Origin of the sequence: Pseudomonas sp. 10S4 (genome assembly GCF_034344865.1) — a bacterium.
Classification (GTDB): Bacteria; Pseudomonadota; Gammaproteobacteria; order Pseudomonadales; family Pseudomonadaceae; genus Aquipseudomonas.
In genome coordinates this window covers 6,877,507-6,901,050 of record NZ_CP133774.1, presented here as the reverse complement: position 1 = coordinate 6,901,050, position 23,544 = coordinate 6,877,507, and the positions used below count along the sequence as shown (strand labels likewise).

Here is a 23,544-nt window from a genome sequence, read left to right as displayed (position 1 = left end):
AACACCATGCGCAGAATTCAATCCGCCCCAGGCTTTATCGGCCCGGTCGGCCCTTACTCCCAGGCAGTGATCAGCGGCCATCTGGTATTCACCGCCGGGCAGATTCCGGCCAAGAACACTCTTGATGACCAACCCGCCGATTTCACCGAACAAGTTCGGCAAACCTTGCGCAACCTGGAGGCGATCCTGATTGAAGCCGGGTCTGATTTCAGCCACGTGATCAAGGTCAACGCCTACCTCACCGATCCGGCGCAACTGGAGCCGTTCAATGCGGTGTATCGCGAGTTTCTCGGCCATGCACCGCCGGCACGGACCACGGTGTGCGTGGGGTTGTGGGGCGTGTCGCTGGAGATCGATTGCGTTGCCGAGCTAATTGTCAGGGAGTCGCAACATGGATGAGTCCCAGCTGATCGAGCAGTTCAAAACCGTGAGTTTTCCGACCCTCGGGCACTTCCTGGAGAAGGGCTTTGCCGATTCGCAACTGAGGGCCATGGTCCCCAATGTGAAACTGGTCGGCCGGGCGCTGACCCTGAAACTGGTCGGCGCCGATGCCATCGCAGTCAACCAGGCCCTGGCGCTGATCAAACCCGGCGATGTGCTGGTGATCGACACCGATGGCGACTGGCAGCACGCTCCGGTCGGCGCCGTCACCAGTTGCGCCGCGAGTTGCGCGGGGGCCGTGGGCATTGTGGTGGATGGCGCAGTCACCGATTTACTGGAACTGCGCGAGGCCGGGCTGCCGGTCTTCGCCCGTGGCACCAGCCTGCTGACCACCAAGTTGCATGGCCGTGGGGACAGCCAGATCAATCAACCGATCCAGTGTGCCGGCGTGACGGTCAATCCAGGGGATCTGGTGCTGGCGGACGACAACGGCGTGCTGTTTCTCGACTGGCCAACGGCAGCCGGGGTCATCGATCAGGCGTTGGCGTCCGATCTTGCCGAACCGCGTTTGCTTGAGCGTTTGCGGGCCGGTGAGCCGGTGGCGCAGGTGTTGCGCGTCTAGGCCGTCAGGCAGCGTTGCAAGCTCTCGATGAAGATCGTCTCGGCCCGGCTCATGCGCTGCTCGCGGTTCCACAGCAAATGAATGTCCACATCGGCAATCCCTTTGTGGGGTGGCAGGCGCCAGAGCAATCCGGCGTCGACGTCGGCCGCCACCACGTGCTCGGGCAAGCAGCCAATGCCGAAGCCGGCGATCACCAGTCTTCGGACTTCTTCCAGGCTCGGTGAAGACGCAACAATCCGTCCGCTGAAACCTTGCTGATCACGGAAAATCGTCAGCGGCGAAAGCATGCCGCCAATCTGGTCGCTGGTGAAACTGACGAAATTCTCCCGCTGCAAATCCCCTTCGGCAACGTTCAGCTGCCCGAACAAGGCATGGTGCTTGCCGCAGAAAAACGCATAGCGCTGGCGCAGGAACAATCGCTGTTCCAGGCGCGGTTGCGGCCGACGATTGAGGCTCAGGCCAAGGGTCGCAGTCTTTTCCTGGAGGGCGCTGACGATGTCGGAACTGCGCATCACATCCACTTCCAGATCCACCCGCGGATGGTGGCGATGGAAGTCGGCGAGGAAGTCATCGAAGCGCTCGGAGAAGATTCGGCTGATGATCAACAGCCGCACCTTGCCGATCACTTCGTCGGCCGGTTGCTCCAGTACGCTGCTGACTTGCGACATCTGCCCGTAAATTTCCCCGGCCAGTTCGAAGATCTGCTCACCGACTTCTGTCAGGGCAAACCGTGGTCCACGTCGGGCGATCAATTGGCGCCCCAGTTGTTCTTCCAGCCGCTTCAGCGCCTGGCTCACCGCCGGTTGCGTCAGGTGCAGGCGGGCGGCGGCGCGGCTGATGCTCAGTTCCTGGCCGATCACCCGAAAGGTGCGCAGCAGGTTCCAGTCCAGACGGTCATTGAGCAGGCGTTGCACGTCGCGTTCGGCCATGGTGGTTCTCGATTATAAGTTGGCGTAATAGTTCGCATAATAAATAGAAAATTGACTAATCATAGCCCCGGGACGATAAATCACCCCCAGACAGGCACCGCCAGAGTGCCTCGGTTTTGCTGTTTCACTCCTGCCAAAAAAACAATCAAAGGAGCCTGACCCCATGAAGCCTGTTGCTTCGTCTCAGCCGCGCCGTGCCGCGGCGGCTGCCTTCATCGGCACCATGATCGAGTGGTACGACTTTTACATCTACGCCACCGCCGCCGCCCTGGTGTTCGGCGCGCTGTTCTTTCCCTCCGACGACAAACTGTTCAGCACCATGGCCGCGTTCGGCACCTTCGCCGTGGGCTTTTTCGCTCGACCGTTGGGCGGGATTATCTTTGGCCATATTGGCGACCGTATTGGCCGCAAGAAGTCGCTGATCATCACCTTGCTGATGATGGGCGTGGTCACGGTGTGCATCGGTTTGCTGCCGACTTACGGGCAAATCGGTGTGGCTGCGCCGGCGCTGTTGATCCTGCTGCGCATCGTCCAGGGCATCGCCGTTGGTGGCGAGTGGGGCGGGGCGGTGTTGATGGCGGGTGAGCACGCGCCGAAGGGGCGACGCAATTTCTTCGCCTCGTTTGCACAACTGGGCAGCCCGGCCGGTTTAATCCTGTCGCTGCTCGCTTTCAGCGCGGTCACTCGTTTGTCCGAAGAAGACTTGATGAGCTGGGGCTGGCGTCTGCCGTTCCTCGCCAGTTCGCTGTTGTTGCTGGTCGGCCTGGCGATTCGCCTGGGCGTGAATGAATCCCCGGAGTTTCTCGCCAGCCGAGAATTGGCGAGCAAAAGCACGCGTAAAGAGCAGGCACCGGTGATGGAAGTCTTGCGCACGGCTTGGCGGCCACTGTTGCTGTGCATCGGCGCCAACACACTCGGAATCGCCGGGGTGTATTTCACCAACACTTTCATGATCGCCTACACCACCCAGCAACTCGCGCTGCCGCGCTCGCTGATCCTTGAGTGCCTGTTTGTGGTGGCGGTCATTCAGTTCTGTATTCAACCACTGGCAGCGTGGGTCGCCGAGAAGATCGGCGCGACGCGGTTCCTGTGCCTGATGTCGCTGCTGGCGATGGCCTCGCCGTACCCGATGTTCGTGCTGGTCAGCTCGGCCCAGGCGCCGCTGATCATCCTTGGCATCGCCTTGGCGGTGGTGTGCATGGCGTCGTTCTACGCGGTGATTGCCGGGTACGTCAGCGGTATGTTCGAGACGCGCGTGCGCTACACCGCGATCTCCCTGGCCTACCAGATTTGCGGTGCGGTGGCGGGTGGCCTGACGCCGCTGATCGGCACTTTGCTGGCGCACAAGTTCGCCGGCCAATGGTGGCCGCTGGCGGTGTTCTACAGCCTGATCGCTGCCACTTCCTTGATCTGTGTCTTGTCCCTTGCCCGTCGCCATGCCAGCGCTGAACGCCTTGAATTGGCCAACGCTTAATCCAACGTTTGCAGGAGTAACTTATGTTGAAAATTAATGGTGAACGCCTGTGGGCGAGTTTGATGGCCATGGCGGAAATCGGCGCCACGGCCCGCGGTGGCAGTTGCCGATTGGCGTTGAGCGATGAAGACAAGGCCGGTCGCGAACTGTTTTCCCATTGGTGCCGCGAAGCCGGCATGACCCTGAGCGTCGATGCTATCGGCAACCTGTTCGCCCGCCGCGCCGGCACTGACCCGGACGCTGCGCCAGTGATGATGGGCAGTCACCTCGACACTCAACCTGAAGGTGGCCGTTTCGATGGCGTCTACGGCGTGCTCGCCGGTCTGGAAGTGGTCCGCTGCCTCAACGACCTTGGCATCCAGACCCGCAAGCCGCTGGAAGTGGCGGTGTGGACCAACGAAGAAGGCGCGCGTTTCACCCCGGCGATGTTTGGCTCGGCGGTGTTCACCGGCATCATGCAACTGGACGCGGCGCTGATGGTGCGTGACATCGATGGCATCAGCGTCGCCGGAGCGCTGCAACGCACCGGTTATGCCGGCGAACGGCCGTTGGGCGGCGCGGTGGATGCGTACTTTGAAGCGCACATCGAGCAAGGGCCGATCCTCGAAGACAATGCCAAGAGCATCGGCGTGGTCACTGGCGGCCAGGCGATTCGCTGGCTCGACGTGCGGGTCGAAGGCATGGCTGCGCATGCCGGAACCACGCCGATGCCGTTGCGCAAGGACGCCCTCTACGGCGTGGCGCAGATGATTCAGGCCATCGAAGTTCTAGCCACTGATTTCGCCCCGGAAGGCCTGACCACCGTTGGCGAGTTGGGCATCAATAAATCCTCGCGCAACACCATTCCGGGTCTGGTGAATTTCACCGTCGACTTGCGTCATCACCGTGACGAAGCGATTGAGGCGATGGAGCAGCAAGTCCGCGCACGACTTCAGGCGATTGCCGACGGTCGTGGCCTGAATCTGACCATCACCCCACACTGGATCAGCCCGGCCACGCCATTCGACGCCGAGTGCGTGGCGGCGGTGCAGCACGCGGTGGATGCCTTGGGCTACGCTCAGCAATCGATTGTCAGTGGCGCCGGGCATGACGCGATTCTCCTGGCGCGGTTCTGCCCGACAGCGATGGTGTTTATCCCATGTGTGGGTGGGTTGAGCCATAACGAAGCGGAAGACGTGTTGCCTGAGGACGTGCGACAGGGCACTGACGTGTTGCTCCACGCAGTCCTGGCTCGCGCCCAAAGAGCTGAATAAACCCGATCCAATGTGGGAGCGGGCTTGCTCGCGAAGGCGGAGTATCAGCCAACATCGATGCTGAATGACACACCGCATTCGCGAGCAAGCCCGCTCCCACAGGAGGATGCACCCGGTTTCAAGATCTACGTTTAGCTGACAGGAATTTATCCCATGCGCAGTTTTTTTCACCCCGAACAATTGCTCCACCATCCACGCAGCTACTACTCCCGCGGGCAAATGCGCACGCCACAGGAAGTGCCGGAGCGCGCTCAAAGATTGGTACAGGCTTCTCATTCTTTGGGCTTCAAAGTCGAGCAACCCGCCGACGCGGGACTCGCTCCTTTGCTGGCGGTACACGGTGCGCCGTACCTGGCGTTCCTGCAGGAAGCCCATCAACGCTGGAAGGAAATCCCCGAGGACTGGGGCGACGAAGTCATGTCGAACATCTTCGTCCGCGAGCCCAACGCCCTGCGCGGGATTCTCGCCCAGGCTTCCCGTTATCTGGCCGATGGCAGTTGCCCGGTGGGTGAGCAGACCTGGCGTTCGGCTTATTGGTCGGCGCAAAGCGCGATTGCCGGTGCCCAGGCGTTACTCGACGGCGAACCGGCCGCGTATGCCTTGTGCCGTCCACCGGGGCACCACGCCCGAGCCGAAGCGGCCGGCGGTTTCTGCTACGTGAACAACGCCGCAGTCGCGGCCCAAGTGTTGCTCGGCGGGTTTGAACGGGTGGCGGTGCTCGACACCGACATGCATCACGGCCAGGGCATTCAAGAGATTTTCTACGAGCGTGATGACGTGCTGTACGTCTCGGTGCATGGCGATCCGACCAACTTCTATCCGGGGGTGGCCGGGTTTGCCGATGAGCGTGGCGTCGGGGCGGGGGAGGGTTTCAACCTGAATCTGCCGATGGCTCACGGCGCTAGCGAGGCGGATTTCCTCGGGCAACTTGAGGTGGCGTTGGCGGCGGTGAAAGACTTTGGTGCCGAGGTGCTGGTGCTGTCCCTGGGGTTCGATATTTTTGAATTGGACCCGCAGAGCAAAGTGGCGGTGACGCGGGAAGGGTTTGCAGTGTTGGGCGAGCGGATTCGCAGCCTTGGGTTACCGTGCCTGATTGTGCAGGAGGGCGGTTATCACCTGGAGAGTCTTGAGGACAACGCCCGGGCGTTTTTTGTGAATTCCGACGTTTGGCACCTTTGACCTGTGGCGAGGGGGCTTGCCCCGTTGGGTCGCGCAGCGGCCCCAAAACCTGCGACTGCGGGGTGTCAGGTAAACCGCAGGCGATGGTTTTACGACTGCTTCGCAGCCGAACGGGGGCAAGCCCCCTCGCCACAGGCAAGCCTTCCTCTACCTAACTCTTGCCATCGCCCTGACGTTAACGTAAAGATTGGCATCAGGGCGCTGATTTCAAAAAGCGCCGAGCGGACCGCTGCGGAGCGCTTGATGACACTCATAAAAACAACACATCCCAAACCGCAACAGGAAGCACGGCTGGCCCGGGAAAAGCTTCACCTCGAAGGCGAAGTCCCCGATGGCGTATTGCGTGCGGAAATCGATGCCTCGTGGCGGCGCAGCCTCAGCCACGGCGTGCATTTCAACGGCAAACACGAACTGACGCTCGAATCGAGCGCCAGCCTTGAAGTGTTGCTGGCGAGCAATCGCCTGCTGATCGACGCCGCGATGCCGGCCATCGATTACCTGGCCGAGCGCCAGGGCAAGGAAGGGCTGATTATCCTCGCCAACTCCGACGCGACCATCCTCGCCGTCGAAGGCCGCGCCGACCGCCTCAAGGGCTCTGGCCTGCAAGACATCACCCTCGGTGCCTGCTGGAGTGAAGCCGCTCGCGGCACCAACGCCCTCGGCACCGCATTGGTCGAAGCCCGACCGACCCTGATCGATTGCGGCGAACATTACCTGGATCGGCTGAGCGATTTCTCCTGCACCTCAGTGCCGATCCACTGCCCGCAAGGCGACATCCTCGGCGTCCTCGACCTCACTCGCGAAGGCCCACTCGGCCGGGTTCACGACAGCACTGCGTTGTTGGCCATGGCCGTCAGCCAGATTGAAAGCCGGGTGTTCAACGCCAGTTATCCGGATCAAATCGTCCTCGCATTCCACAGCCGTCGGCAGTACCTCGAATCGCCGTGGCAAGGCCTGCTGGCGGTGAGCCTCGGCGGGCAGATCCTCGCGGTCAGCGCCCAGGCCTGCCAATTGCTGCGCGCCGAGCGTTCGGCACTGGTGGGGCACCGCTGCGAGGAGTTTCTCGGGGTCGATGGCCTGCAACTGCTGGCCCGGCTGCAACAGGGCGGCATCGGCAGCCTGCAAACCGCCAAGGGCGAATTCTTCTACAAAACCCTGCGTGCACCGCAGCGTTCGATCAACGTCGGCACCACGCCGCGCCCGGTTGCCAAACCCGCCAAACCACAACCGGACCTCGAATCCCTGGCCGGCAGCAATGTCCGTTATGCCCGCGCCTTGCGCATGGCCCGACAAGGCCTGGCGAATGAACTGCCGGTGTTGCTGCTCGGCGAAACCGGCACTGGTAAAGAAGTCATCGCCCGTGCCCTGCACATGGCCGGCACGCGCTGCGACAAACCCTTCGTCGCGGTGAACTGCGCGGCGATCCCCGAAGGCCTGATCGAGTCAGAATTGTTCGGTTACCGCGAAGGCGCCTTCACCGGTTCACGCCGTGGCGGCATGGTCGGGCGCCTGCAACAGGCTCACGGCGGCACCTTGTTCCTCGATGAAATCGGCGACATGCCGTTGGCCTTGCAAGCGCGACTGCTGCGGGTGTTGCAGGACCGCAAAGTCGCGCCATTGGGCGCTGGCGAAGAGCAGGACATCGACGTCGCACTGATCTGCGCCACCCACCGCGACCTCAAGCGTCTGGTCGAGGACAAACACTTTCGCGAAGACTTGTTCTACCGGGTCAACGGCATCAGCGTGATGCTCCCGCCGCTGCGCGAACGCGAAGATTTCAGTGGCCTGGTCGGTCGACTGCTGGCCAAACTCGACGCCCCGACCGTCACCTTGCACGACGACCTGAGCAAATTGCTCGGCGGCTATCACTGGCCGGGCAACATCCGCCAATTGGAGATGGTCTTGCGCACGGCGTTGGCGATGCGCGAGGTGGGGGACACCGTGCTCACCCTCGACCACTTGCCCGACAGCATGCTCGATGACTTGACCGCCACCGAACGCCCGCAGGCCGGGAGCATTCGCGAAAACGAACTGGAGCTGATTCGCCAATCCCTCGACGCGCATCAGGGCAATGTCTCGGCCGCCGCCGACGCGTTGGGCATCAGCCGCGCGACCCTGTATCGCAAACTCAAGCAGTTGCGCCCGTGATGCAGCGCCTGATCGTTCGGCTGATCGACAGCCAGAATCCGCAAGCCCTGCAATCTTCGTTGCGCTGGCTCTACAGCTTCGTGCGACCGCATCGACTGGCGATTGCCGGGTTGCTCGGGTTGTCGGTCTGCGCTTCGTTGTTGGTGCTGGTGCAACCGTGGTTGACCAAACTGCTGATTGACGACGGCCTGCTGGGGCGCAATTTCCCGGTGTTGGTGCTGATCGCGGGGTTGATGATCGTCGCCGGTTTGCTCGGTACGGCGCTGTCGGGGATCAACCGTTACCTGCACACGCGGCTGTCCGGACGGATCCTGTTCGCCCTGCGCGATGACCTTTATCGACACTTGCAGACCTTGTCGCCGAGCTTCTATGGCCAGCGGCGGATCGGCGACCTGATGTCGCGCCTCGATGGCGACGTCGCAGAGATTCAGCGCTTTGCCGTGGACTCGTTGTTTTCGGCGGTATCGAGCGTGATCGGGCTGTTCTTCTCCGTGGCGATGCTGCTGACCTTGTCCTGGAAACTCTCGCTGCTGGCGCTGGTGCTGATTCCCCTCGACGTGCTGTGGCTGCGCTGGATGCGGCGCAAGGTCGAGCGCGATGTGCGGCAATTGCGCGAGCGTTCGGCGGACATGTCGTCATTCATGGTCGAGACCCTGCCGGTGATGAAATTCATCCAGTCCGCCGGCCAGCAACAACGCGAAGCGCGACGGCTGGAGAGCTTGGGCCAGGGTTATATGAGCCAGTTGCTGCGCCTGCAAGTCACCGAGTTTTTCACCCAGGCTGTGCCCGGCACACTGACGTCGTTGTCGCGGGCCTGTGCGTTTTTGATCGGCGGTTATTGGGTGGTGCAGGGGACGTGGCAACTCGGCGCGCTGATCGCGTTTTCAACTTATCTCGGGATGGCGGTGGGGCCGGTGCAAAGTCTGCTCGGGCTCTATGTCGCCATTCAGCGGATGACCGTCAGCCTCGGGCGCGTCATGGAGTTGCGCGGCGAAGAGCCGACCGTGCTCACACCGGTCACGCCGCAGCCGATACCGCGCTGCGGCGAGCTGCGTTTTGACAACGTGCATTTCAGCCATCCGGGGCGTCCGAGCACCTTGCGCGGGATTGATGCACGCATTCCCTACGGTTTGAAAGTCGCCCTGAGTGGCGGCTCGGGTGTCGGCAAATCGACCCTGATCGACCTGCTGCAACGGCATCACGATCCGCAATCTGGCCGGGTGTTGTTGGGGGAAATCGATCTGCGGGAACTGGACCTGTTCGAGCTGCGTCGACGGATTGCGATCGTCAGTCAGGACATCGTGCTGTTTCGCGGCAGCCTCGCCGATAACCTGGCGTATGCGGTGCCGGATGCCAGTCGCGAGGCGATTGCCGGTGTTGCGCAGTTGGCGCAACTCGACAGCCTGATCGCATCCTTGCCCGAAGGCCTCGACAGTCCGTTGGGTGAGCGCGGTCAGCAGCTCTCCGGCGGGCAGAAACAGCGGATCGCCATTGCCCGGGCGCTGTTGCAGGACCCATTGATTCTGGTGCTCGACGAAGCGACTTCGGCGGTGGATGAAGCCACCGAGCGTGAAGTGATCGAAGCCATCGACCGACTGTTTGCCGGGCGTACGCGCATCCTTATCAGCCATCGTCCATCGACTCTGGCGGACGCCGATCTGCGCTTTGAATTGCTCGACGGTGTGCTCACCTCGAAAACGGTGATGCATGAAGCCTGAACTGCGAATTGGCGTGGTGGACAGCGGTCATTCGGCGGTGCAGCGAGTGCAGGTTGTTGCGGGGCGCCGGTTTTCGTTGCTGGAGGATGGGTTGGCGGAAAGTGATTTACGCGACGATCCGCTTGGCCACGGCAGCGCGGTGATCGAGGCCATCGGGCGGCGCGCGCCGGCGGCGGTGTTTTGTGTGGCGCAGGTGTTTGACCAGCGTGGCGTCACCAGTGCCTTGCAGATCGCCACGGCGATTGACTGGCTGGTGGCGCAGGATGTGCGGCTGATCAATTTGAGCCTGGGGTTGCGGCAGGACCGCAGCTTGTTGCGCGAAGCCTGCGCGGCAGCCGTGGCGAGCGGCGTGTTGTTGTGTGCATCGAGTCCGGCTCAGGGCGAGGGCGTGTATCCAGCGAAATATCCACAGGTGTTGCGCGTCACTGGTGATGCCCGTTGTGCCGAGAACGAATGGTCGTGGCTCAACAGTGCCCAGGCGGATTTCGCGGCGTGTGTGCATGGGACGTATCCGGGGCAGTCCGGGGCCAGTCTGGGGTGTGCGGCGTTGAGCGGACACATTGCCGGTTTCCTGGTTGCTCATCCTGATGTGAGCAATGAGCAGGTCATTGAATGGCTGCGAGAGAACGCTCGTTATCGTGGTCCAGAACGGCGCAGCGGGCCATGATTTTGATTCTTGGCGCAGGGCCCGCAGGAGCGGCGGTTGCCTTGGGTTTGCGTCGACTCGGTTACCCGGTGACGCTGGTCAGCGAATGGCGACGGTTTGCCGCGCTCGAAGGGGTTTCCATTCGAGTGCTGGAGGCGTTGCGCGGCGCGGGACTGAATCACGCATTGGCGGACGCGGCGCTACCTTCCCAGCGACAGGTGTCGTGGAATGGTCAGCAGCATGCGCAGAACATCGAATATTTGTTGGACCGTCCGAGTTTTGATCGTGGATTGCGCGAGGATTTGCGTCTGGCTGGTGTTGAGATGATCGAAGGGCGGGTGCTGACGGTGCGGTCCTCGGCTACCGGGCATCGGGTCGAAATTGAAGGACACGACGTGTTGGTCGCGGATTTTCTGGTGGAGGCTCGTGGACGTTCCGCTCCAGCGCTCGGTAAAGGCTTGCGCGGGCCGGAGACGGTCAGCCTGCTCAATCGCTGGCAAGGCACGCCGGGCAGTACCGCCAGCGCTGTGGAAAGTCTTGAGGACGGCTGGGCCTGGATGGCGCGGCGGGCCGACGGTCAATGTTATTGGCAATGGACGGTGGACGTGGCCAGTGCTTCGTTACCGGGTAAGGCTCAGTTGCTTGATTACTGTCGTCAGCGGCGCCACGGTTCGGAAGTGGCTCGGGCGTTTTTCGGTCATCAACCTGAATACGATCTGCAACTGCACGCCCGCAGCAGCACAGCGATTTTGTGCCCACAGGTCTGCGGCGATAACTGGATTCGGGTGGGTGACGCGGCGATGGCGGTAGACCCGTTATCGGGCAACGGGATTTTTCAGTCGTTGTCCTCGGCATTGCAGGCGCCCACGGTGATCAACACCTTGCTGCGTAAGCCGCAGCGAACGGCGTTGGCCCAGCGCTTTCATCAGCGGCGGGTGGAGCAGTTGTTTTTGCGCTTTGCCCGGATCGGACGAGATTTTTATGCCGATGAGCAGCGCTGGCGGGATCAACCGTTCTGGCAGGCTCGGCGACAGTGGCCGGATGCCGAGGTGGCGCATGCCGAGGCGGATTTTGCGGCGTTGCGGATTGAGCGGGCGCCGGTGCTGCGGGATGGGTTTGTAGATGAGGTTGAAGTGGTGGTGACAGCGGATCAGCCGCTGGGGATCTGGCATGTTCAGGGGGTTGAGTTGGCGCCGTTGGTGCGGCGGTTGCGCAGCGAGCCAGCGGAGCAGGCGTTGGCCGGGTTGACGGTGGAGCAGGGGCGGGTGGTTCGGGGTTGGTTGTTGCAGCAGGGTTTCAAGCCCTGACATGTTGGGTGACTTGGCTGGCCTCATCGCGAGCAAGCTCGCTCCCACAGTGGATTTGTGATCGACACAAAACCCATGTGGGAGCGAGCTTGCTCGCGATAGCGGCCTAAAGAACGCCGCCGATTACAACTTGATCAACACCGACTTCAACTCGGTGTAATGCTCAATCGCCGCATACCCCATTTCCCGCCCAACCCCGGACATCTTGTACCCGCCAAACGGAAGCGCCGGGTCCAGCGCGCTATGGCAATTGACCCACACTGACCCTGACTTGATCCACGGAATCATCCGGTGCACCGCCGCCAGATCATTGGACCAGATACTCGCCCCCAATCCATACGGACTGTCATTGGCCATGCGCAGCGCATCGGCTTCGTCATCAAACGGAATTGCCACCAGCACCGGGCCGAAGATTTCTTCCTGCACCAGCGAGTGCTTCTGATCGACATCGACAATCACTGTCGGTTTGACGAAGAACCCCGGCCCGAACTGCTCGCCGCCGCACGCGATGGTCGCGCCGCTTTCCCGACCCTTTTCGATATATCCGTAAACCCGCTCCTGCTGACGCTTCGAAATCAACGGCCCCATCTCGACGCTCGGGTCCATGCCGTTGCCGAGTTTCATGGCGTTGGCGATGTCGGCGATGTCCGCCACCACATTCTCGAAATGCTTGCGCTGCACATACAGCCTGGAACCGGCGCAGCAGACCTGGCCCTGGTTGAAGAAAATCGCACTTGCAGCACCGGCGGCGGCAGTCTTCAGGTCGGCGTCGGCCATGACGATGGTTGGCGATTTACCGCCCAGTTCCAGGGTCACCCGGGTCATGGAGTCCATGGCGATCTTGCCGATCTGCTTACCCACGGCGGTCGAGCCGGTGAAGGTCAGCTTGTCCACCAACGGGTTGTGCGTCAGGGCCGAGCCAGCCGTGATGCCGGTGCCGGTGACCACGTTGAACACGCCTTCGGGGTAGCCGGCTTCCAGCACCAGTTCGGCGAGTTTCAGTGCGGTCAGCGGGGTTTCGTCGGCGGGTTTGAGCACCATGGTGCAGCCGGTGGCCAGGGCCGGGCCGAGTTTCCAGCAGGCCAGCAGCAACGGAAAATTCCAGGCGACGATGGCACCGACCACGCCCACTGCTTCGCGCCGGATGAAACTGTGGAACTGATCGTTGGGCATCAGCGGTAACGAGACTTCAACGCTGGAGCCTTCGATTTTGGTCGCCCAACCGGCCATGTAGCGCAGGAAATCGATGGACAATTGCACGTCCATCACCTGAGCCACCGCCGCACTTTTGCCGTTGTTCAGGCATTCCAGTTGCGCCAGCAGCTCGGCGTCGCGCTCCATCAGGTCGGCGAGTTTCCACAACAGGTTTTGCCGCTCACGCGGGCGGGTGCGGGTCCAGGCTGAATCATCGAAGGCCTGGCGGGCGGCGAGTACTGCACGGTCGACATCCTCGGGCGTCGCCCGTGGCACCACGCACAGCATTTCGCCAGTGGCCGGGTTGTGCAGCGGCATGGTCTGGCCGTCGGCGGCCTCGACCCAGTCGCCGCCGATCAGCATGCGCGGCGCGCGCTGGATGAAGGCCGAAGTGGCGGGAAGCAAATAAGGAAGCGACATGGTGAGATCTCTTTTTATTCGTGAGATCAGCGCTTTCGCAACGGTTGTGCCAGTTTGCTGGCGAGCAGTAACAGCGGCGGTTTAACGGGGTTTCAGCTTTCAAAAGAGGCTGAGGAAGGGGCGCGTGTGTCGCAATCTGAGACGCGCTTGAGACGGTTTCGCGGTGATGGGCGCCCGACCTGTCACGTCGGACGCCCGGTGCTACCGATCACTTTTCAGGGTGGGCATAGACCTTGCGGCCACCTTTCCAGGTTTCACAGATCTTGATATCGCGGATGCTGGTCGCTGGGACTTTTTCGTCGAGCGGGTTCTGCTCGAGAATCACTAGGTCGGCAAAGTGACCATCCTGCAACGAGCCCATCCACTGGTCGGCATGGCACTGCCAAGCGGCGTCATAGGTGATGGCTTTTAAGGCTTGCTGGCGGGTCAGGCACTCGGCTTCGTTGAGGATCGGTTGCTGACGCGGGTCACTGATGAAATGGCCCTGCGCATCACGCATGCCTTCCATTTTCCGGGTCACGGCCTGCTCCATGGAGCGCAGCGGCCCCAGTGGGGTGACCGAACAATCGCTGTGCAGCGAGATTCTCAATCCATGGTCCAGGGCCGACTTGCACAGGTCGAGCATCTTCGTGGCTTTCTCCTCGAAAATAGCCTTTTCGAATGCGTAGCCCCAGTAGCCGACATGACCGATCAGAAAGCTCGGTGAGATGCCCAGTCTTTTCATGTCTTTGAGATGGTCTTCGGTTAACAGCGAGCAGTGTTCGATACGGTGACGTTTTTCAAGCCCGCTGGTTTTTTCAGCGCGGCCTCATAAGCGCTGAGGGTGAAACTGATCGCCCGGTCACCGTTGGCATGAATCATCAGCGGCCAGCCGTCCTTCATGGCCGTATTGATGGTGGTCTGATAGGCGTCGGGAATGACTGTCGGGGTTGTAGTTCCATCCGGATCACAGAAGTTGAAGTTACCCAACTCGGGCTTCGTCTCACAGCAGTACGGCTGCGCCTGATAGCCCGTCAGCCCCTGGTTGGAGCCGTCCGAAATCAACTTGAGCCCACCTTGATAAAAACGCCTGGCGGCTTCTTTGGTCACGGGATGGTATTTCTTCCCAATGCTATCGTAGGGCGCGGCATAACCGATCCGCACGTTGCTGTGGTGCTTGAGATCATAGATGCCGAGGACGATTTTGGAGAACGTGTCCATCATGGCGTCGTAGAGCAGGGTGACGCCCCGGCTGGACGCTTTATCGAAATAGGCCTTGAGGTGGTTGAAGATGTTCAACACGTCGAGGGCCTGCTTGAGCGGAATCGACAGAATGGCAGGCATCATGCCGGCCTCCTCCTGAAGATTGCCGCGCGTGGCGTCGATGAAATCCTGGCAGGTTGCGTAGTGCTCGCGCAGTTTTTTGCTGCTCGGGTTGTGGCTGTTGTAGACGGCTTTGCACGCGGCCGTGTTCAAGTAAAAGGTGTGCATCGAAGCGCTGACCATCAACAACGGGTTTTGCGACACGATGTTGTCCAGGTTGCCGACGTTATCCCCGGTTTCATCGATATCGCAGTAAAAGGTTGTGAGTTGGTTGAGGCCGTTTTTCACTTCCGTGAATGGCATCAGAGCCGGGTCGACCATGCGGCCGAGTATCCAGGTCGAAGTGTCTTCGGGAATGTGCTTGTTGATTTCTTCCTTCAGCCAGTTCCAGTCATAGCGGGGGCGTAGCCGCTGATCCTGTTTGATGTCGCGCGGGCCTTTGACGTCATCCGGATTCGACGAATCCTGGATGGCGCCCAGGTCCAGCCAGCCTTCAATCGCGCACGTCTGCACGATGTGCACGTGGGGTTCGATCAGGCCGGGCAGCAGGGTTTTGCCGTCCAGTTGCCGGGTCGTCCAGGCGATGCCTTTGGCTTTCATGTGGGCCTGGACGTGGCCGAGGCTACCGGAGGCGACGACGTCGCCACCATGGATGCCCAGCGCTTCGACCCGCTCATCCATGTTGCCGTCCTTGAGCGGGTAAATCACCCCGCCGGTAAAGATGACCGACTCGCTATCAGGTTCTGGCCCGAGCTTGGGCAGCTGGCTCGCAAGGGCCGTTGGGTCGAAAGTGTGTTTGAGTGCATTCCAGATGGGGTTTTCGCAGCCGCAATGGGTGCAATTGTGATCATTTCCGTTTGATCCCATGACGCGTTCCTCAGGTTTTCGGTGGTTTGAGGCGTAACGCACACGATGTGCGCGCTGCAAGCGTAGCAGTGGTTCGGGAGTTGGTTATCCTTGTCTCAGACTGCAACAGCTGTCGCGATATTAGACGCCGGCTTGCCTTTCGAAGCCCGGTTGTAAACTGATTTTTCATCACAGTTTATTGATTTAAAAGACTATTAATAAGCTGGCACGCTCCGTGTATTGCTCATCGCAGACGTTTCTCTTGCCTCCGCCAGCGGCTCGCCGCCGGTGGCAGAAACCATAAAAACGATAAGCCACAACAATAAGAAAGCACCGTGCGAGGTTCGACGTTGATGAAGAGAAAACTCCGATCAGGCATGAGCGCCGGCCTGCTGGCCGTGGCCGCTTGTGTGGCGCTGCATTCGCCTTACAGCCTGGCAGCCCGCGACGCCCAGACCATCCTCAAGGAAACCTGTCAGGGCTGTCACACCCCCGAAGCCGATAACGCCCTGAGCCGCATCAGCCACCAGCGCAAGACCCCGGAAGGCTGGCTGATGAGCATCGCCCGGATGCAGACCATGCACGGTTTGCAGATCAGCGATGACGACCGCCGCACCCTGGTCAAATACCTGGCCGACACCCAGGGCCTGGCGCCGAGCGAGACCGATGGCGTGCGCTATGCGCTGGAGCGCCGGCTCAATACCGTCGAGCATTTCGACGACCAGACCAGCCAGATGTGCGGCCGCTGCCACTCCGGTGCGCGGGTTGCGCTGCAACGCCGTCCGGCCCAGGAGTGGGAGCGTCTGGTGAACTTCCACCTCGGTCAATGGCCGTCGCTGGAGTACCAGGCCCTGGCTCGGGATCGCGACTGGTTTGATATCGCCCGTAAGGACATGGTGCCCCTGTTGGCCAAGCGTTATCCGCTGGACAACCCGGCCTGGAAAGCCTGGCTGAAAGTCGCGCCGAAAGCCGATGCGCTGGTGGGCGACTGGAGCTTCAGCGGCCACTTGCCGGGTAAAGGCGAACTGGCCGGCGTGATGAGCGTCACGGCCGATGGCAGCGACACCTTCCAGGTCAGCGTCAAAGGCCAATACGCCGATGGCAGCCCGTTCAACGGCGACGGTAGCGCGATTCTCTACAGCGGTTATGAATGGCGCGGTAACGTGACCATCGACGGCGTGACCATGCGCCAGGTGTTCGCCGCCCAAGGCACCGCGATGCAGGGCCGGATGTTCGAGGCTGAGCACGATGAGCGTGGTCTGGACTTCGTTGCCGCCAAGCAGGGCAGCAGCCGTTTGCTGGCCGTTCAACCGGGTTATCTGAAGGCTGGTGCTGAAACCGAAGTGACGTTGATTGGCAGCGGTCTCACCGGCAAACCGAACTTCGGCAAAGGCGTGGAAGTGGTCGCCGTCGTCGAGCAAAGCCCTGACCGGATCAAGGTCAAACTCAAGGCTGCTGCGAATGCTCAACCGGGCCTGCGCAACGTCACTGTCGGCATGCTGAAAGGCCCGACCCTGTCGGTCTACAGCAGCATCGATGCCGTCAAAGTCGTGCCGGAATTCTCGGTGGCGCGGATCGGCGAGGGCGGTGGCTCGACGCCGAAAGTCCAGGGCCGTTTCGATGCTGAAGCCTGGGGCAAGGGCGCCGATGGCAAGCCGTATCGCATTGGCGTGTTCCCGGCGCAATGGAAGGTCGAGGCCTTCGATGATCGCGCCAAGGAAGACCAGGACGTCAAGTTCGCCGGCACCATGCAGGCCGACAGCGGCGTGTTTACACCGGGCGATGCCGGGCCAAACCCGCAGCGCAAAATGTCCACCAACAATGCCGGCAACCTCGAGTCGATCGCCGCCGTCGACGACGCAGGAAAATCCCTGACCGGCGAAGGCCACATGATCGTCACCGTGCAACGCTGGAACAATCCACCCATTCCATGATGTTGAAAACGTGAGCTAGCTGACCGCAACGGCTTCAGACACTTTTTCGGAATGACCGCAGGCCTCGAAACCGGGGTTTGCACAGGAGGTTGCAATGGGCGCTATTTTGAATCTGGTTGAACGCAATCTGCACGAAGTGCACGTCGACGCCGACCGCATGCTGTTCCACATCCCCAGCAGTTCGCTGTTCGCCAGCGATGAGCTGACCGGCACCATCATCGATACCTTGCGCGGTCCCGGCTGTTCGTCGGAGGACCTGATCCAGCGTTTGGCCGCACGCTTTAACGGTGACGAAATCACCGAAACCCTGCGCGAGCTGATGGCCCTGGAACTGGTCAGCGACGGCTCGCCACTGACCCCGGACATCGGCACCAAACGAGTCGAGCGCACGGCGATCAATACCGTGGTGCTCAACGTGAACACCGGCTGCAACTTGAGCTGCACCTACTGCTACAAGGAAGACCTCGACAAGCCGTCGGCCGGCAAGAAAATGGACGTTGAAACGGCGGTCGCGTCGGTAGAAATGCTGCTGCGCGAATCCCCGGATGAAGAGCGTTTCACCGTGGTGTTTTTCGGTGGGGAGCCGTTGAGCAACCGCAAGCTGATCGAGTACATGGTCGATTATTGTGAAAAGCGGTTTGCCGAGGCGGGCAAGTTCGTCGAGTTCGTCATGACCACCAACGCCACGCTGCTCACCGAAGACACCGTGGACTACCTCAACGCCCACCGTTTCGGGCTCTCTGTGAGTATCGACGGGCCGAAAACCGTGCACGACCGCAATCGCATCACCGTGGGCGGGCAGGGCACCTATGACGTGGTGCGGCGCAAGGCCGAGATGCTGCTGTCGCGCTACAACAGCCGCCCGGTCGGCGCGCGGGTAACCCTGACCACCGGCGTCACCGATGTCGAAACCATCTGGGATCATCTGTTCAACGAACTGGGGTTTGCCGAAGTCGGTTTCGCCCCGGTGACGTCTGGCGACATCAGCACCTTCAACCTGTCCAGCGAGGAGCTGATCGAAGTCTTTGCCAACATGAAGAAACTCGGCCGGCGTTACCTGGAAGCCGCGTTGGAGCACCGCAATATCGGTTTTTCCAACCTGCACCAGTTGATCACCGACATCCACGAAGGCCATAAAAAAGCCCTGCCATGTGGCGCGGGTTTGAAGATGCTGGCAGTGGATCACAAGGGTGAGCTGAACCTGTGCCACCGCTTTACCGGCTCGTCACTGCCGACGTTTGGCAACGTTCACAGCGGTGTAAAACAGGTCGAATTGAACGACTTCCTGTCCCAGCGCCTGGACCGCACCAACACCGGTTGCGAGGACTGTCAGATCCGCAACCTCTGCTCCGGCGGCTGCTATCACGAAAGCTATGCCCGTTACGGCGACCCGACCCACCCGACCTATCACTACTGCGAACTGATGCGTGACTGGGTCGACTTCGGCATCGAGGTCTACACCCGGATCATGGCCCACAACCCTGCGTTTATCAGCAGCTACATCACTCCGCGCAAGGCTCACTGATATGAAACATCTCAAGGCAATCAATAACAAAGCGCTGAAGCTCGATCAGGCCGCAGCCGAAAACCGCATTGAAGAAGTGGTGGCGATGAGCTCGGTCGCCGGCTGCGCCTCGACCACCGACCCGGGTTGGGAAATCGACGCCTTTGGCGGTGTGTCGTCGCTGTGCCAGCCGATGGAAGCGGATCTTTATGGCTGTTCCGACCCGTGCTGGTGGCCGGCCCAGGTGCCCGACATGATGAGCACTTACCCGGACTGGAACAAGGACGCGCAGGCCTCGAACGAGAGTTGGCGCAACCTCGGGACTGTTTTCCCAAAAGATAAGTGATCGGACCTCAGAAGGATTTCAGCATGCTTATTGTCAAAGCCTGCGGCCTGGCCGCGTTCGCCGTCCTGAGCGTCTGTTCGCTTAACGTTCTGGCCGATGAAAACACTGCACTGCAAGACGGTCACGAGTACATGTTGACCACTAATTACCCGAACAACCTGAATGTGATCGACCTGGCCACCGACACCTTGTTCAAGACCTGCAAAATGCCGGACGCCTTCGGTCCTGGCACCGTGCAACTGTCGCCGGATCACAAGACCGCGTACGTGCTGAACAACCACTATGCGGACATCTACGGCGTTGAGCTGGATAACTGCAAACAGGTGTTCCACACCAGCATCACCCAGAAACCCGGTGAGAAAGCGCGCTCGATGTTCGCCTTCACCCTCAGCCATGACGGCAAGGAACTGTTCGCTGTCGCCAACCCGACGCTGATGCTCAACGACCGCTATGAAGTGCAGCAACCGCGGCTCGATGTCTACGCCACCGACGCTGGCATGGACGCCAAACCCGTGCGCAGTTTCCCGGCGCCACGGCAGTTGACCATCATGCAAAGTGGCGACGATGGCACGCTGTATGTGGCGGGGGCGGACGTCTACAAGGTCGATGTCAAAACCGGCAAGTTCGATGTACTGATCCCCAGCCGTCACTGGAAACGCGAGAACTACAGCGCGCCGGACGTGCTCTACGTGTGGAACCAGCAGACCTATCGCCATGACTTCTCGCTGCTCTACACCGCGGCGAAATTCAAGGACAAGAAGCAGGACCCGCTGACCGCCGAGTACCTCTACGGGCTGTTCAGTATCGACCTGAAAACCGGCAAGACCGAAACCACCGATTTTGGTCCTTTGACGGAAATCTACTTCAGCGGCATGCGCTCACCGAAGGACCCGAACCTGATGTTCGGTGTGCTCAACCGGTTGGCCAAGTACGACATCAAGCAGAAAAAACTGTTGCAGTCGGCGACGCTGGATCACTCCTACTACTGCATTTCCTTCAACAAGGACGGCAGCAAGATCTACCTGGCCGGGACGTTCAATGATGTGGCGATCTTCGATGCCGAGAGCCTGAAACAGATCGGCAGCATCAAAATGCCGGGTGGGGATATGGCGATTACCACGGCGCAGATCTTTGTGCGCTGATTCTCGGCAGAAAATCAAAAGATCGCAGCCTTCGGCAGCTCCTACAGTGTTACGCGATCCCTGTAGGAGCTGGCGTAGCCTGCGATCTTTTCGCTTTTAAGAGTAGGAGGGCACCGGGCAGCTCATATCGCCTTCCTCGCACTTGAGGTAACTCTTGAAGGTCTCGACGCGAACCTTGGTGAGGTGGGTGGTGCACTGGTTGTAGATCAGCCCCTCCATGCTGCCACCCGCCACCCCGGAGGCCGAAAACTCGCACTCGGCATCCCGAAACGCCACCCAGCTACGCTGGGCGCTGACCAGCAGCTTCTTGGCATCGGGACTGTCCTTCAATCTTTTGGTGATCTGCTGATACAGCACATTCAGCTCTTTATCCGCAGCCTTGTACTGCTCGGCGGAGCACTGATTCATGGTGCTCTGGTCGTTGGCGTTGGCGCAGTCCACGGCATGCGCCACGGTGGTGAACAGCAGTGGCAACAGGGCCAGGAGAAAGCGTGGGTTCATAGGGGATTCTCGCGGTGACAATGGAAAATTGAGGTGCAGTGTAGCGACGCGGACGGTCAATCAATCAATCTGCAGACCACCCCAATCTACTGTGGGAGCGGGCTTGCTCGCGAAGAGGGCGTGTCAGTCGACATTGATATTGCCTGGCACACCGCTTTCGTGAGCAAGCCCGCTCCCACATCAGGTTCTGTGTAGTCTCGGGAATTTATGTCTGCCACTCATGGCATTGTTCAATGGCTTCATATTCAAGCCAAGGCACATCGTGAGCCATCCAGATATGCGCCTGAGGCGTCGTCCCCGGATCATCATCGAGCGTCGCCACCCGCACGATCACATGCGGCTGAGCCAACCGCTCCGCCATCAACTGCGAGCCACACACCGAACAGAAATGCCGAAGCTTGCCCGGCGACGATTCGTAGCTGCTCAGCCGATCCTGACCCTTGGTCCAGCGAAAATGCTCGCGCATGACCCCGGCCGTCGAGGCGAACGCCGCAGCGTGGGCCTTGCGGCAGGTTTGGCAATGACAGTGAACGATCGGCATGTCGAGGCCGTCGAGTTGATATTCGATGGTTTTGCACAGGCAACTGCCGTGCAGGGAGGGACGTTGCATGGGTCATCCTTGGCCGGAATTTAAAACGTTGCGCACTTTAACATGCGCGTGTCAGGCCCTTGCGAAGGCGCGACCAAGATCCCGAAAGCGACAACCGCACCCACTTGATACAACTTTAGGGTTGGTCTTGTGGTCTCACAGGCCTACTGTTCAGTACAGGAGGTGACTTATGAATCCAGCATCAGATCGCATCGAAAGGAAGATTCTGCTCAAGGCGCCGCGTTCGCAGGTCTGGCGCGTGTTGGCCAATGCCGAAGCGTTCGGCCAGTGGTTTGGCGTATCACTGGAGGGCAAGCGTTTTGTCGCCGGTGAGTGGACCCAGGGGCAAATCACGTATCCCGGTTATGAGCATTTGCTGTGGAATGTCCTGGTGGAGCGGGTCGAGCCGGAACGGGTGTTCTCGTTTCGCTGGCATCCGTATGCGGTGGAGCCGGACGTCGATTACTCCCAGGAGCCCACCACACTGGTGCTGTTCGAGCTCGAAGACATGGATAACGGTACGTTGCTGAAGGTTACCGAGTCCGGTTTTGATCACATTCCCCAGACGCGCAGGCTCAAGGCGTTCCGCATGGACAGCCGTGGCTGGGACGAGCAGATGAGCAATATCGAAGAGTTTCTCAAAGTCAGCATCAAGGCCCGTGAACATCAGGGCGAGTGAAGGTTGCATGTTTGAACCTTGGTTGAAGCGCTGGGCGCTGGTGCCGGACGGCGAACCCATCATCACACTTGGCAGTCGCTTGCTACCGGTGCGCATGGGCGATGTGCCGGCGATGCTGAAGATCGCCGTCGATGACGAAGAGAAATTCGGCAATCTGCTGATGACCTGGTGGGACGGTGAGGGCGCCGCCCAGGTGTTCGCCCATCACGGCGACGGTTTGTTGATTGAACGAGCCATGGGCCGGCGCTCGCTGATGCGCATGGCGCTCAACGGGCAGGACGATGAAGCCAACCAGATCATGTGTGCGGCGGTGGCGCGGTTGCATGCACCGCGCTTGTCGCCCTTGCCGCCGCTGGTTCCGTTGACGCAATGGTTCAACGCGTTGCGCCTGGCTGCTGAACAGCACGGCGGGCTCTATGCTCTCAGCCTTTCCACGGCCGAAGCCTTGCTGGCCGAGCCGCAAGACGTGGTGGTGCTGCACGGCGATCTCCATCACGACAATATTCTGGATTTCGAAACGCGAGGCTGGCTGGCCATCGATCCCAAACGGGTGCTCGGTGAGCGCGGTTTCGATTACGCCAACCTGATCTGCAACCCCGAACTGCCTACAGCGTCGGATCCGCTGCGTTTCGAGCGGCAAATCAAGATAGTGGCTAAAGCAGCGGGGCTTGAGCGGCGGCGCTTGCTGCAATGGGTGCTGGCCTTTGCCGGGTTGTCTGCCGCCTGGTTTCTTGAGGATAACGACACGATGGCGGCCGAAGGTCAGCTGCAGGTCGCTAAACTCGCGGCTTTTACGCTTGATACCTGATAGGTCTAAGGGTTTTCGGAAGGGCAGCTATAGCGAATGTCTTACACGCGATGGTAGCTATGTCGTCTATTGCACATTGGATCCGAAGCGTAATCTAGCCTCATCAACTGAAGCACAGGGAGTGCTCAGGATCATGGATGATCGACCATAAGCAAGGATTCGCTGCCGACAGGGAGTCGCAATGGTCTTGGGAAAAACCCGCTTCGGCGGGTTTTTTTCGTCTGTCGAAAAATTTATGGCTGACTTTGTGGGAGCGAGCCTGCTCGCGAAGAGGCCGGCACATTCAACATCAATGTTGCCTGACACTCCGTCTTCGCGAGCAAGCCCGCCCCCACAGGGGGATTATTGGCAATAATGGTCAAAGGCTTACACGCACTCGCGGGTATGTCGTCTGTTTAAGCCTCGTCGATACGCTTATTCTGGATCCATCAACTGAAGCACAGGAAGTGCTCAGGATCACGGATGATCGACCATTAGCCAGGATGGCTGCCGACAGGATGTCGCAATGGTCTTGAGAAACCCGCTTCGGCGGGTTTTTTCGCCTGTCGAAAATCCCCCCACAACATCGCCCCTGTAGGAGCAAGGCTTGTCCGCGAAGAAGTTGACGCGGTGCCACAGACAA

19 protein-coding genes and 1 pseudogene are annotated in these 23,544 nt (G+C 60.4%); 15 read left to right on the top strand and 5 right to left on the bottom strand.

Annotated features, from left to right (window positions below; translation table 11 throughout):
• The first annotated feature begins 6 nt into the window (after nt 1-6).
• Both RHM58_RS32130 and RHM58_RS32125 read left to right on the top strand, forming a co-directional pair.
• A complete protein-coding gene (locus RHM58_RS32130) occupies nt 7-399 on the top strand; it encodes a RidA family protein (protein ID WP_322269188.1) in 393 nt (130 codons plus the stop codon).
• Nucleotides 392-1,003 carry an RraA family protein gene (locus tag RHM58_RS32125; RefSeq protein ID WP_322269187.1) on the top strand — a complete coding sequence of 204 codons (612 nt, stop codon included), beginning with the start codon at nt 392-394 and terminating at the stop codon, nt 1,001-1,003. The genes RHM58_RS32130 and RHM58_RS32125 overlap by 8 nt, the downstream gene beginning before the upstream one ends.
• On the opposite strand, the gene RHM58_RS32120 is transcribed toward RHM58_RS32125, so the two are convergent.
• On the bottom strand, nt 1,000-1,932 hold the full coding sequence (locus RHM58_RS32120; RefSeq protein ID WP_322269186.1) for a LysR family transcriptional regulator: 933 nt from the start codon (nt 1,930-1,932) through the stop codon (nt 1,000-1,002). The genes RHM58_RS32125 and RHM58_RS32120 overlap by 4 nt on opposite strands.
• A gap of 163 nt (nt 1,933-2,095) precedes the next feature.
• Here RHM58_RS32120 and RHM58_RS32115 point away from each other — a divergent pair, with 163 nt between their 5' ends.
• The 7 genes from RHM58_RS32115 to RHM58_RS32080 all read left to right on the top strand — a co-directional run bounded on the left by RHM58_RS32115 (nt 2,096) and on the right by RHM58_RS32080 (nt 11,657).
• Complete coding sequence (locus RHM58_RS32115) at nt 2,096-3,406, top strand: MFS transporter (RefSeq protein ID WP_201191111.1); 1,311 nt, start codon at nt 2,096-2,098, stop codon at nt 3,404-3,406.
• A 23-nt stretch (nt 3,407-3,429) separates the two neighbouring features.
• The gene (locus RHM58_RS32110; RefSeq protein ID WP_322269185.1) at nt 3,430-4,659 is read left to right on the top strand and encodes a Zn-dependent hydrolase; all 1,230 of its coding nucleotides are present in this window, start codon (nt 3,430-3,432) and stop codon (nt 4,657-4,659) included.
• Nucleotides 4,660-4,812: 153 nt separating this feature from the next.
• Complete coding sequence (locus tag RHM58_RS32100) at nt 4,813-5,838, top strand: histone deacetylase family protein (protein ID WP_322269184.1); 1,026 nt, start codon at nt 4,813-4,815, stop codon at nt 5,836-5,838.
• A 243-nt stretch (nt 5,839-6,081) separates the two neighbouring features.
• The gene (locus RHM58_RS32095; protein WP_201255836.1) at nt 6,082-7,986 is read left to right on the top strand and encodes a sigma-54-dependent Fis family transcriptional regulator; all 1,905 of its coding nucleotides are present in this window, start codon (nt 6,082-6,084) and stop codon (nt 7,984-7,986) included.
• Entirely contained in the window at nt 7,986-9,704 is a 1,719-nt protein-coding gene (locus RHM58_RS32090; RefSeq protein ID WP_201191679.1) for an ABC transporter ATP-binding protein, read from the top strand. Before RHM58_RS32095 ends, RHM58_RS32090 begins: the two co-directional genes overlap by 1 nt.
• Nucleotides 9,694-10,371, top strand: coding sequence for a S8 family serine peptidase (locus tag RHM58_RS32085; protein WP_322269183.1), 678 nt, complete (start codon nt 9,694-9,696; stop codon nt 10,369-10,371). The genes RHM58_RS32090 and RHM58_RS32085 overlap by 11 nt, the downstream gene beginning before the upstream one ends.
• Nucleotides 10,368-11,657 carry an NAD(P)/FAD-dependent oxidoreductase gene (locus RHM58_RS32080; protein ID WP_322269182.1) on the top strand — a complete coding sequence of 430 codons (1,290 nt, stop codon included), beginning with the start codon at nt 10,368-10,370 and terminating at the stop codon, nt 11,655-11,657. Before RHM58_RS32085 ends, RHM58_RS32080 begins: the two co-directional genes overlap by 4 nt.
• Nucleotides 11,658-11,780: 123 nt before the next feature.
• Here RHM58_RS32080 and RHM58_RS32075 read toward each other — a convergent pair whose 3' ends face one another.
• Together RHM58_RS32075 and RHM58_RS32070 are read right to left on the bottom strand one after the other, a co-directional pair.
• Nucleotides 11,781-13,271 carry an aldehyde dehydrogenase family protein gene (locus RHM58_RS32075; RefSeq protein ID WP_322269181.1) on the bottom strand — a complete coding sequence of 497 codons (1,491 nt, stop codon included), beginning with the start codon at nt 13,269-13,271 and terminating at the stop codon, nt 11,781-11,783.
• Nucleotides 13,272-13,479: 208 nt separating this feature from the next.
• A pseudogene (locus tag RHM58_RS32070) lies at nt 13,480-15,173 on the bottom strand (amidohydrolase).
• A 599-nt stretch (nt 15,174-15,772) separates the two neighbouring features.
• Here RHM58_RS32070 and peaA point away from each other — a divergent pair.
• From peaA to peaD, 4 genes are all read left to right on the top strand, one after another.
• On the top strand, nt 15,773-17,353 hold the full coding sequence (gene peaA, locus RHM58_RS32065; protein ID WP_322269180.1) for a quinohemoprotein amine dehydrogenase subunit alpha: 1,581 nt from the start codon (nt 15,773-15,775) through the stop codon (nt 17,351-17,353).
• A gap of 94 nt (nt 17,354-17,447) precedes the next feature.
• The gene (peaB, locus tag RHM58_RS32060) at nt 17,448-18,878 is read left to right on the top strand and encodes a quinohemoprotein amine dehydrogenase maturation protein (protein WP_201191091.1); all 1,431 of its coding nucleotides are present in this window, start codon (nt 17,448-17,450) and stop codon (nt 18,876-18,878) included.
• A 1-nt stretch (nt 18,879) separates the two neighbouring features.
• Entirely contained in the window at nt 18,880-19,203 is a 324-nt protein-coding gene (qhpC, locus tag RHM58_RS32055) for a quinohemoprotein amine dehydrogenase subunit gamma (RefSeq protein WP_201205012.1), read from the top strand.
• A 23-nt stretch (nt 19,204-19,226) separates the two neighbouring features.
• Nucleotides 19,227-20,345: a quinohemoprotein amine dehydrogenase subunit beta gene (gene peaD / locus RHM58_RS32050; RefSeq protein WP_201191082.1), complete on the top strand. Its 1,119-nt coding sequence runs from the start codon at nt 19,227-19,229 to the stop codon at nt 20,343-20,345.
• A 96-nt stretch (nt 20,346-20,441) separates the two neighbouring features.
• On the opposite strand, the gene RHM58_RS32045 is transcribed toward peaD, so the two are convergent.
• Both RHM58_RS32045 and RHM58_RS32040 read right to left on the bottom strand, forming a co-directional pair.
• Nucleotides 20,442-20,846, bottom strand: coding sequence for a lysozyme inhibitor LprI family protein (locus tag RHM58_RS32045; RefSeq protein WP_322269179.1), 405 nt, complete (start codon nt 20,844-20,846; stop codon nt 20,442-20,444).
• Between the two features lie 205 nt (nt 20,847-21,051).
• The gene (locus RHM58_RS32040; RefSeq protein ID WP_201255840.1) at nt 21,052-21,456 is read right to left on the bottom strand and encodes a GFA family protein; all 405 of its coding nucleotides are present in this window, start codon (nt 21,454-21,456) and stop codon (nt 21,052-21,054) included.
• 169 nt (nt 21,457-21,625) lie between these two features.
• On the opposite strand from RHM58_RS32040, the gene RHM58_RS32035 reads away from it, so the two are divergent.
• Entirely contained in the window at nt 21,626-22,114 is a 489-nt protein-coding gene (locus tag RHM58_RS32035; protein WP_201255841.1) for an SRPBCC family protein, read from the top strand.
• Nucleotides 22,115-22,121: 7 nt separating this feature from the next.
• Complete coding sequence (locus tag RHM58_RS32030; protein ID WP_322269178.1) at nt 22,122-22,922, top strand: aminoglycoside phosphotransferase family protein; 801 nt, start codon at nt 22,122-22,124, stop codon at nt 22,920-22,922.
• The last annotated feature ends 622 nt before the right edge of the window (nt 22,923-23,544 follow it).

Bases quoted from the DNA above. Each gene is read 5' to 3' on its own strand.
- RHM58_RS32075 (WP_322269181.1), bottom strand. From the start codon at position 13,271: ATGTCGCTTCCTTATTTGCTTCCCGCCACTTCGGCCTTCATCCAGCGC.
- RHM58_RS32090 (WP_201191679.1), top strand. From the start codon at position 7,986: ATGCAGCGCCTGATCGTTCGGCTGATCGACAGCCAGAATCCGCAAGCC.
- peaB (WP_201191091.1), top strand. From the start codon at position 17,448: ATGGGCGCTATTTTGAATCTGGTTGAACGCAATCTGCACGAAGTGCAC.
- peaA (WP_322269180.1), top strand. From the start codon at position 15,773: ATGAAGAGAAAACTCCGATCAGGCATGAGCGCCGGCCTGCTGGCCGTG.
- RHM58_RS32080 (WP_322269182.1), top strand. From the start codon at position 10,368: ATGATTTTGATTCTTGGCGCAGGGCCCGCAGGAGCGGCGGTTGCCTTG.
- RHM58_RS32085 (WP_322269183.1), top strand. From the start codon at position 9,694: ATGAAGCCTGAACTGCGAATTGGCGTGGTGGACAGCGGTCATTCGGCG.
- RHM58_RS32040 (WP_201255840.1), bottom strand. From the start codon at position 21,456: ATGCAACGTCCCTCCCTGCACGGCAGTTGCCTGTGCAAAACCATCGAA.
- RHM58_RS32115 (WP_201191111.1), top strand. From the start codon at position 2,096: ATGAAGCCTGTTGCTTCGTCTCAGCCGCGCCGTGCCGCGGCGGCTGCC.
- qhpC (WP_201205012.1), top strand. From the start codon at position 18,880: ATGAAACATCTCAAGGCAATCAATAACAAAGCGCTGAAGCTCGATCAG.
- RHM58_RS32045 (WP_322269179.1), bottom strand. From the start codon at position 20,846: ATGAACCCACGCTTTCTCCTGGCCCTGTTGCCACTGCTGTTCACCACC.
- RHM58_RS32030 (WP_322269178.1), top strand. From the start codon at position 22,122: ATGTTTGAACCTTGGTTGAAGCGCTGGGCGCTGGTGCCGGACGGCGAA.
- RHM58_RS32095 (WP_201255836.1), top strand. From the start codon at position 6,082: ATGACACTCATAAAAACAACACATCCCAAACCGCAACAGGAAGCACGG.
- RHM58_RS32125 (WP_322269187.1), top strand. From the start codon at position 392: ATGGATGAGTCCCAGCTGATCGAGCAGTTCAAAACCGTGAGTTTTCCG.
- RHM58_RS32035 (WP_201255841.1), top strand. From the start codon at position 21,626: ATGAATCCAGCATCAGATCGCATCGAAAGGAAGATTCTGCTCAAGGCG.
- RHM58_RS32110 (WP_322269185.1), top strand. From the start codon at position 3,430: ATGTTGAAAATTAATGGTGAACGCCTGTGGGCGAGTTTGATGGCCATG.
- RHM58_RS32120 (WP_322269186.1), bottom strand. From the start codon at position 1,932: ATGGCCGAACGCGACGTGCAACGCCTGCTCAATGACCGTCTGGACTGG.
- RHM58_RS32100 (WP_322269184.1), top strand. From the start codon at position 4,813: ATGCGCAGTTTTTTTCACCCCGAACAATTGCTCCACCATCCACGCAGC.
- peaD (WP_201191082.1), top strand. From the start codon at position 19,227: ATGCTTATTGTCAAAGCCTGCGGCCTGGCCGCGTTCGCCGTCCTGAGC.
- RHM58_RS32130 (WP_322269188.1), top strand. From the start codon at position 7: ATGCGCAGAATTCAATCCGCCCCAGGCTTTATCGGCCCGGTCGGCCCT.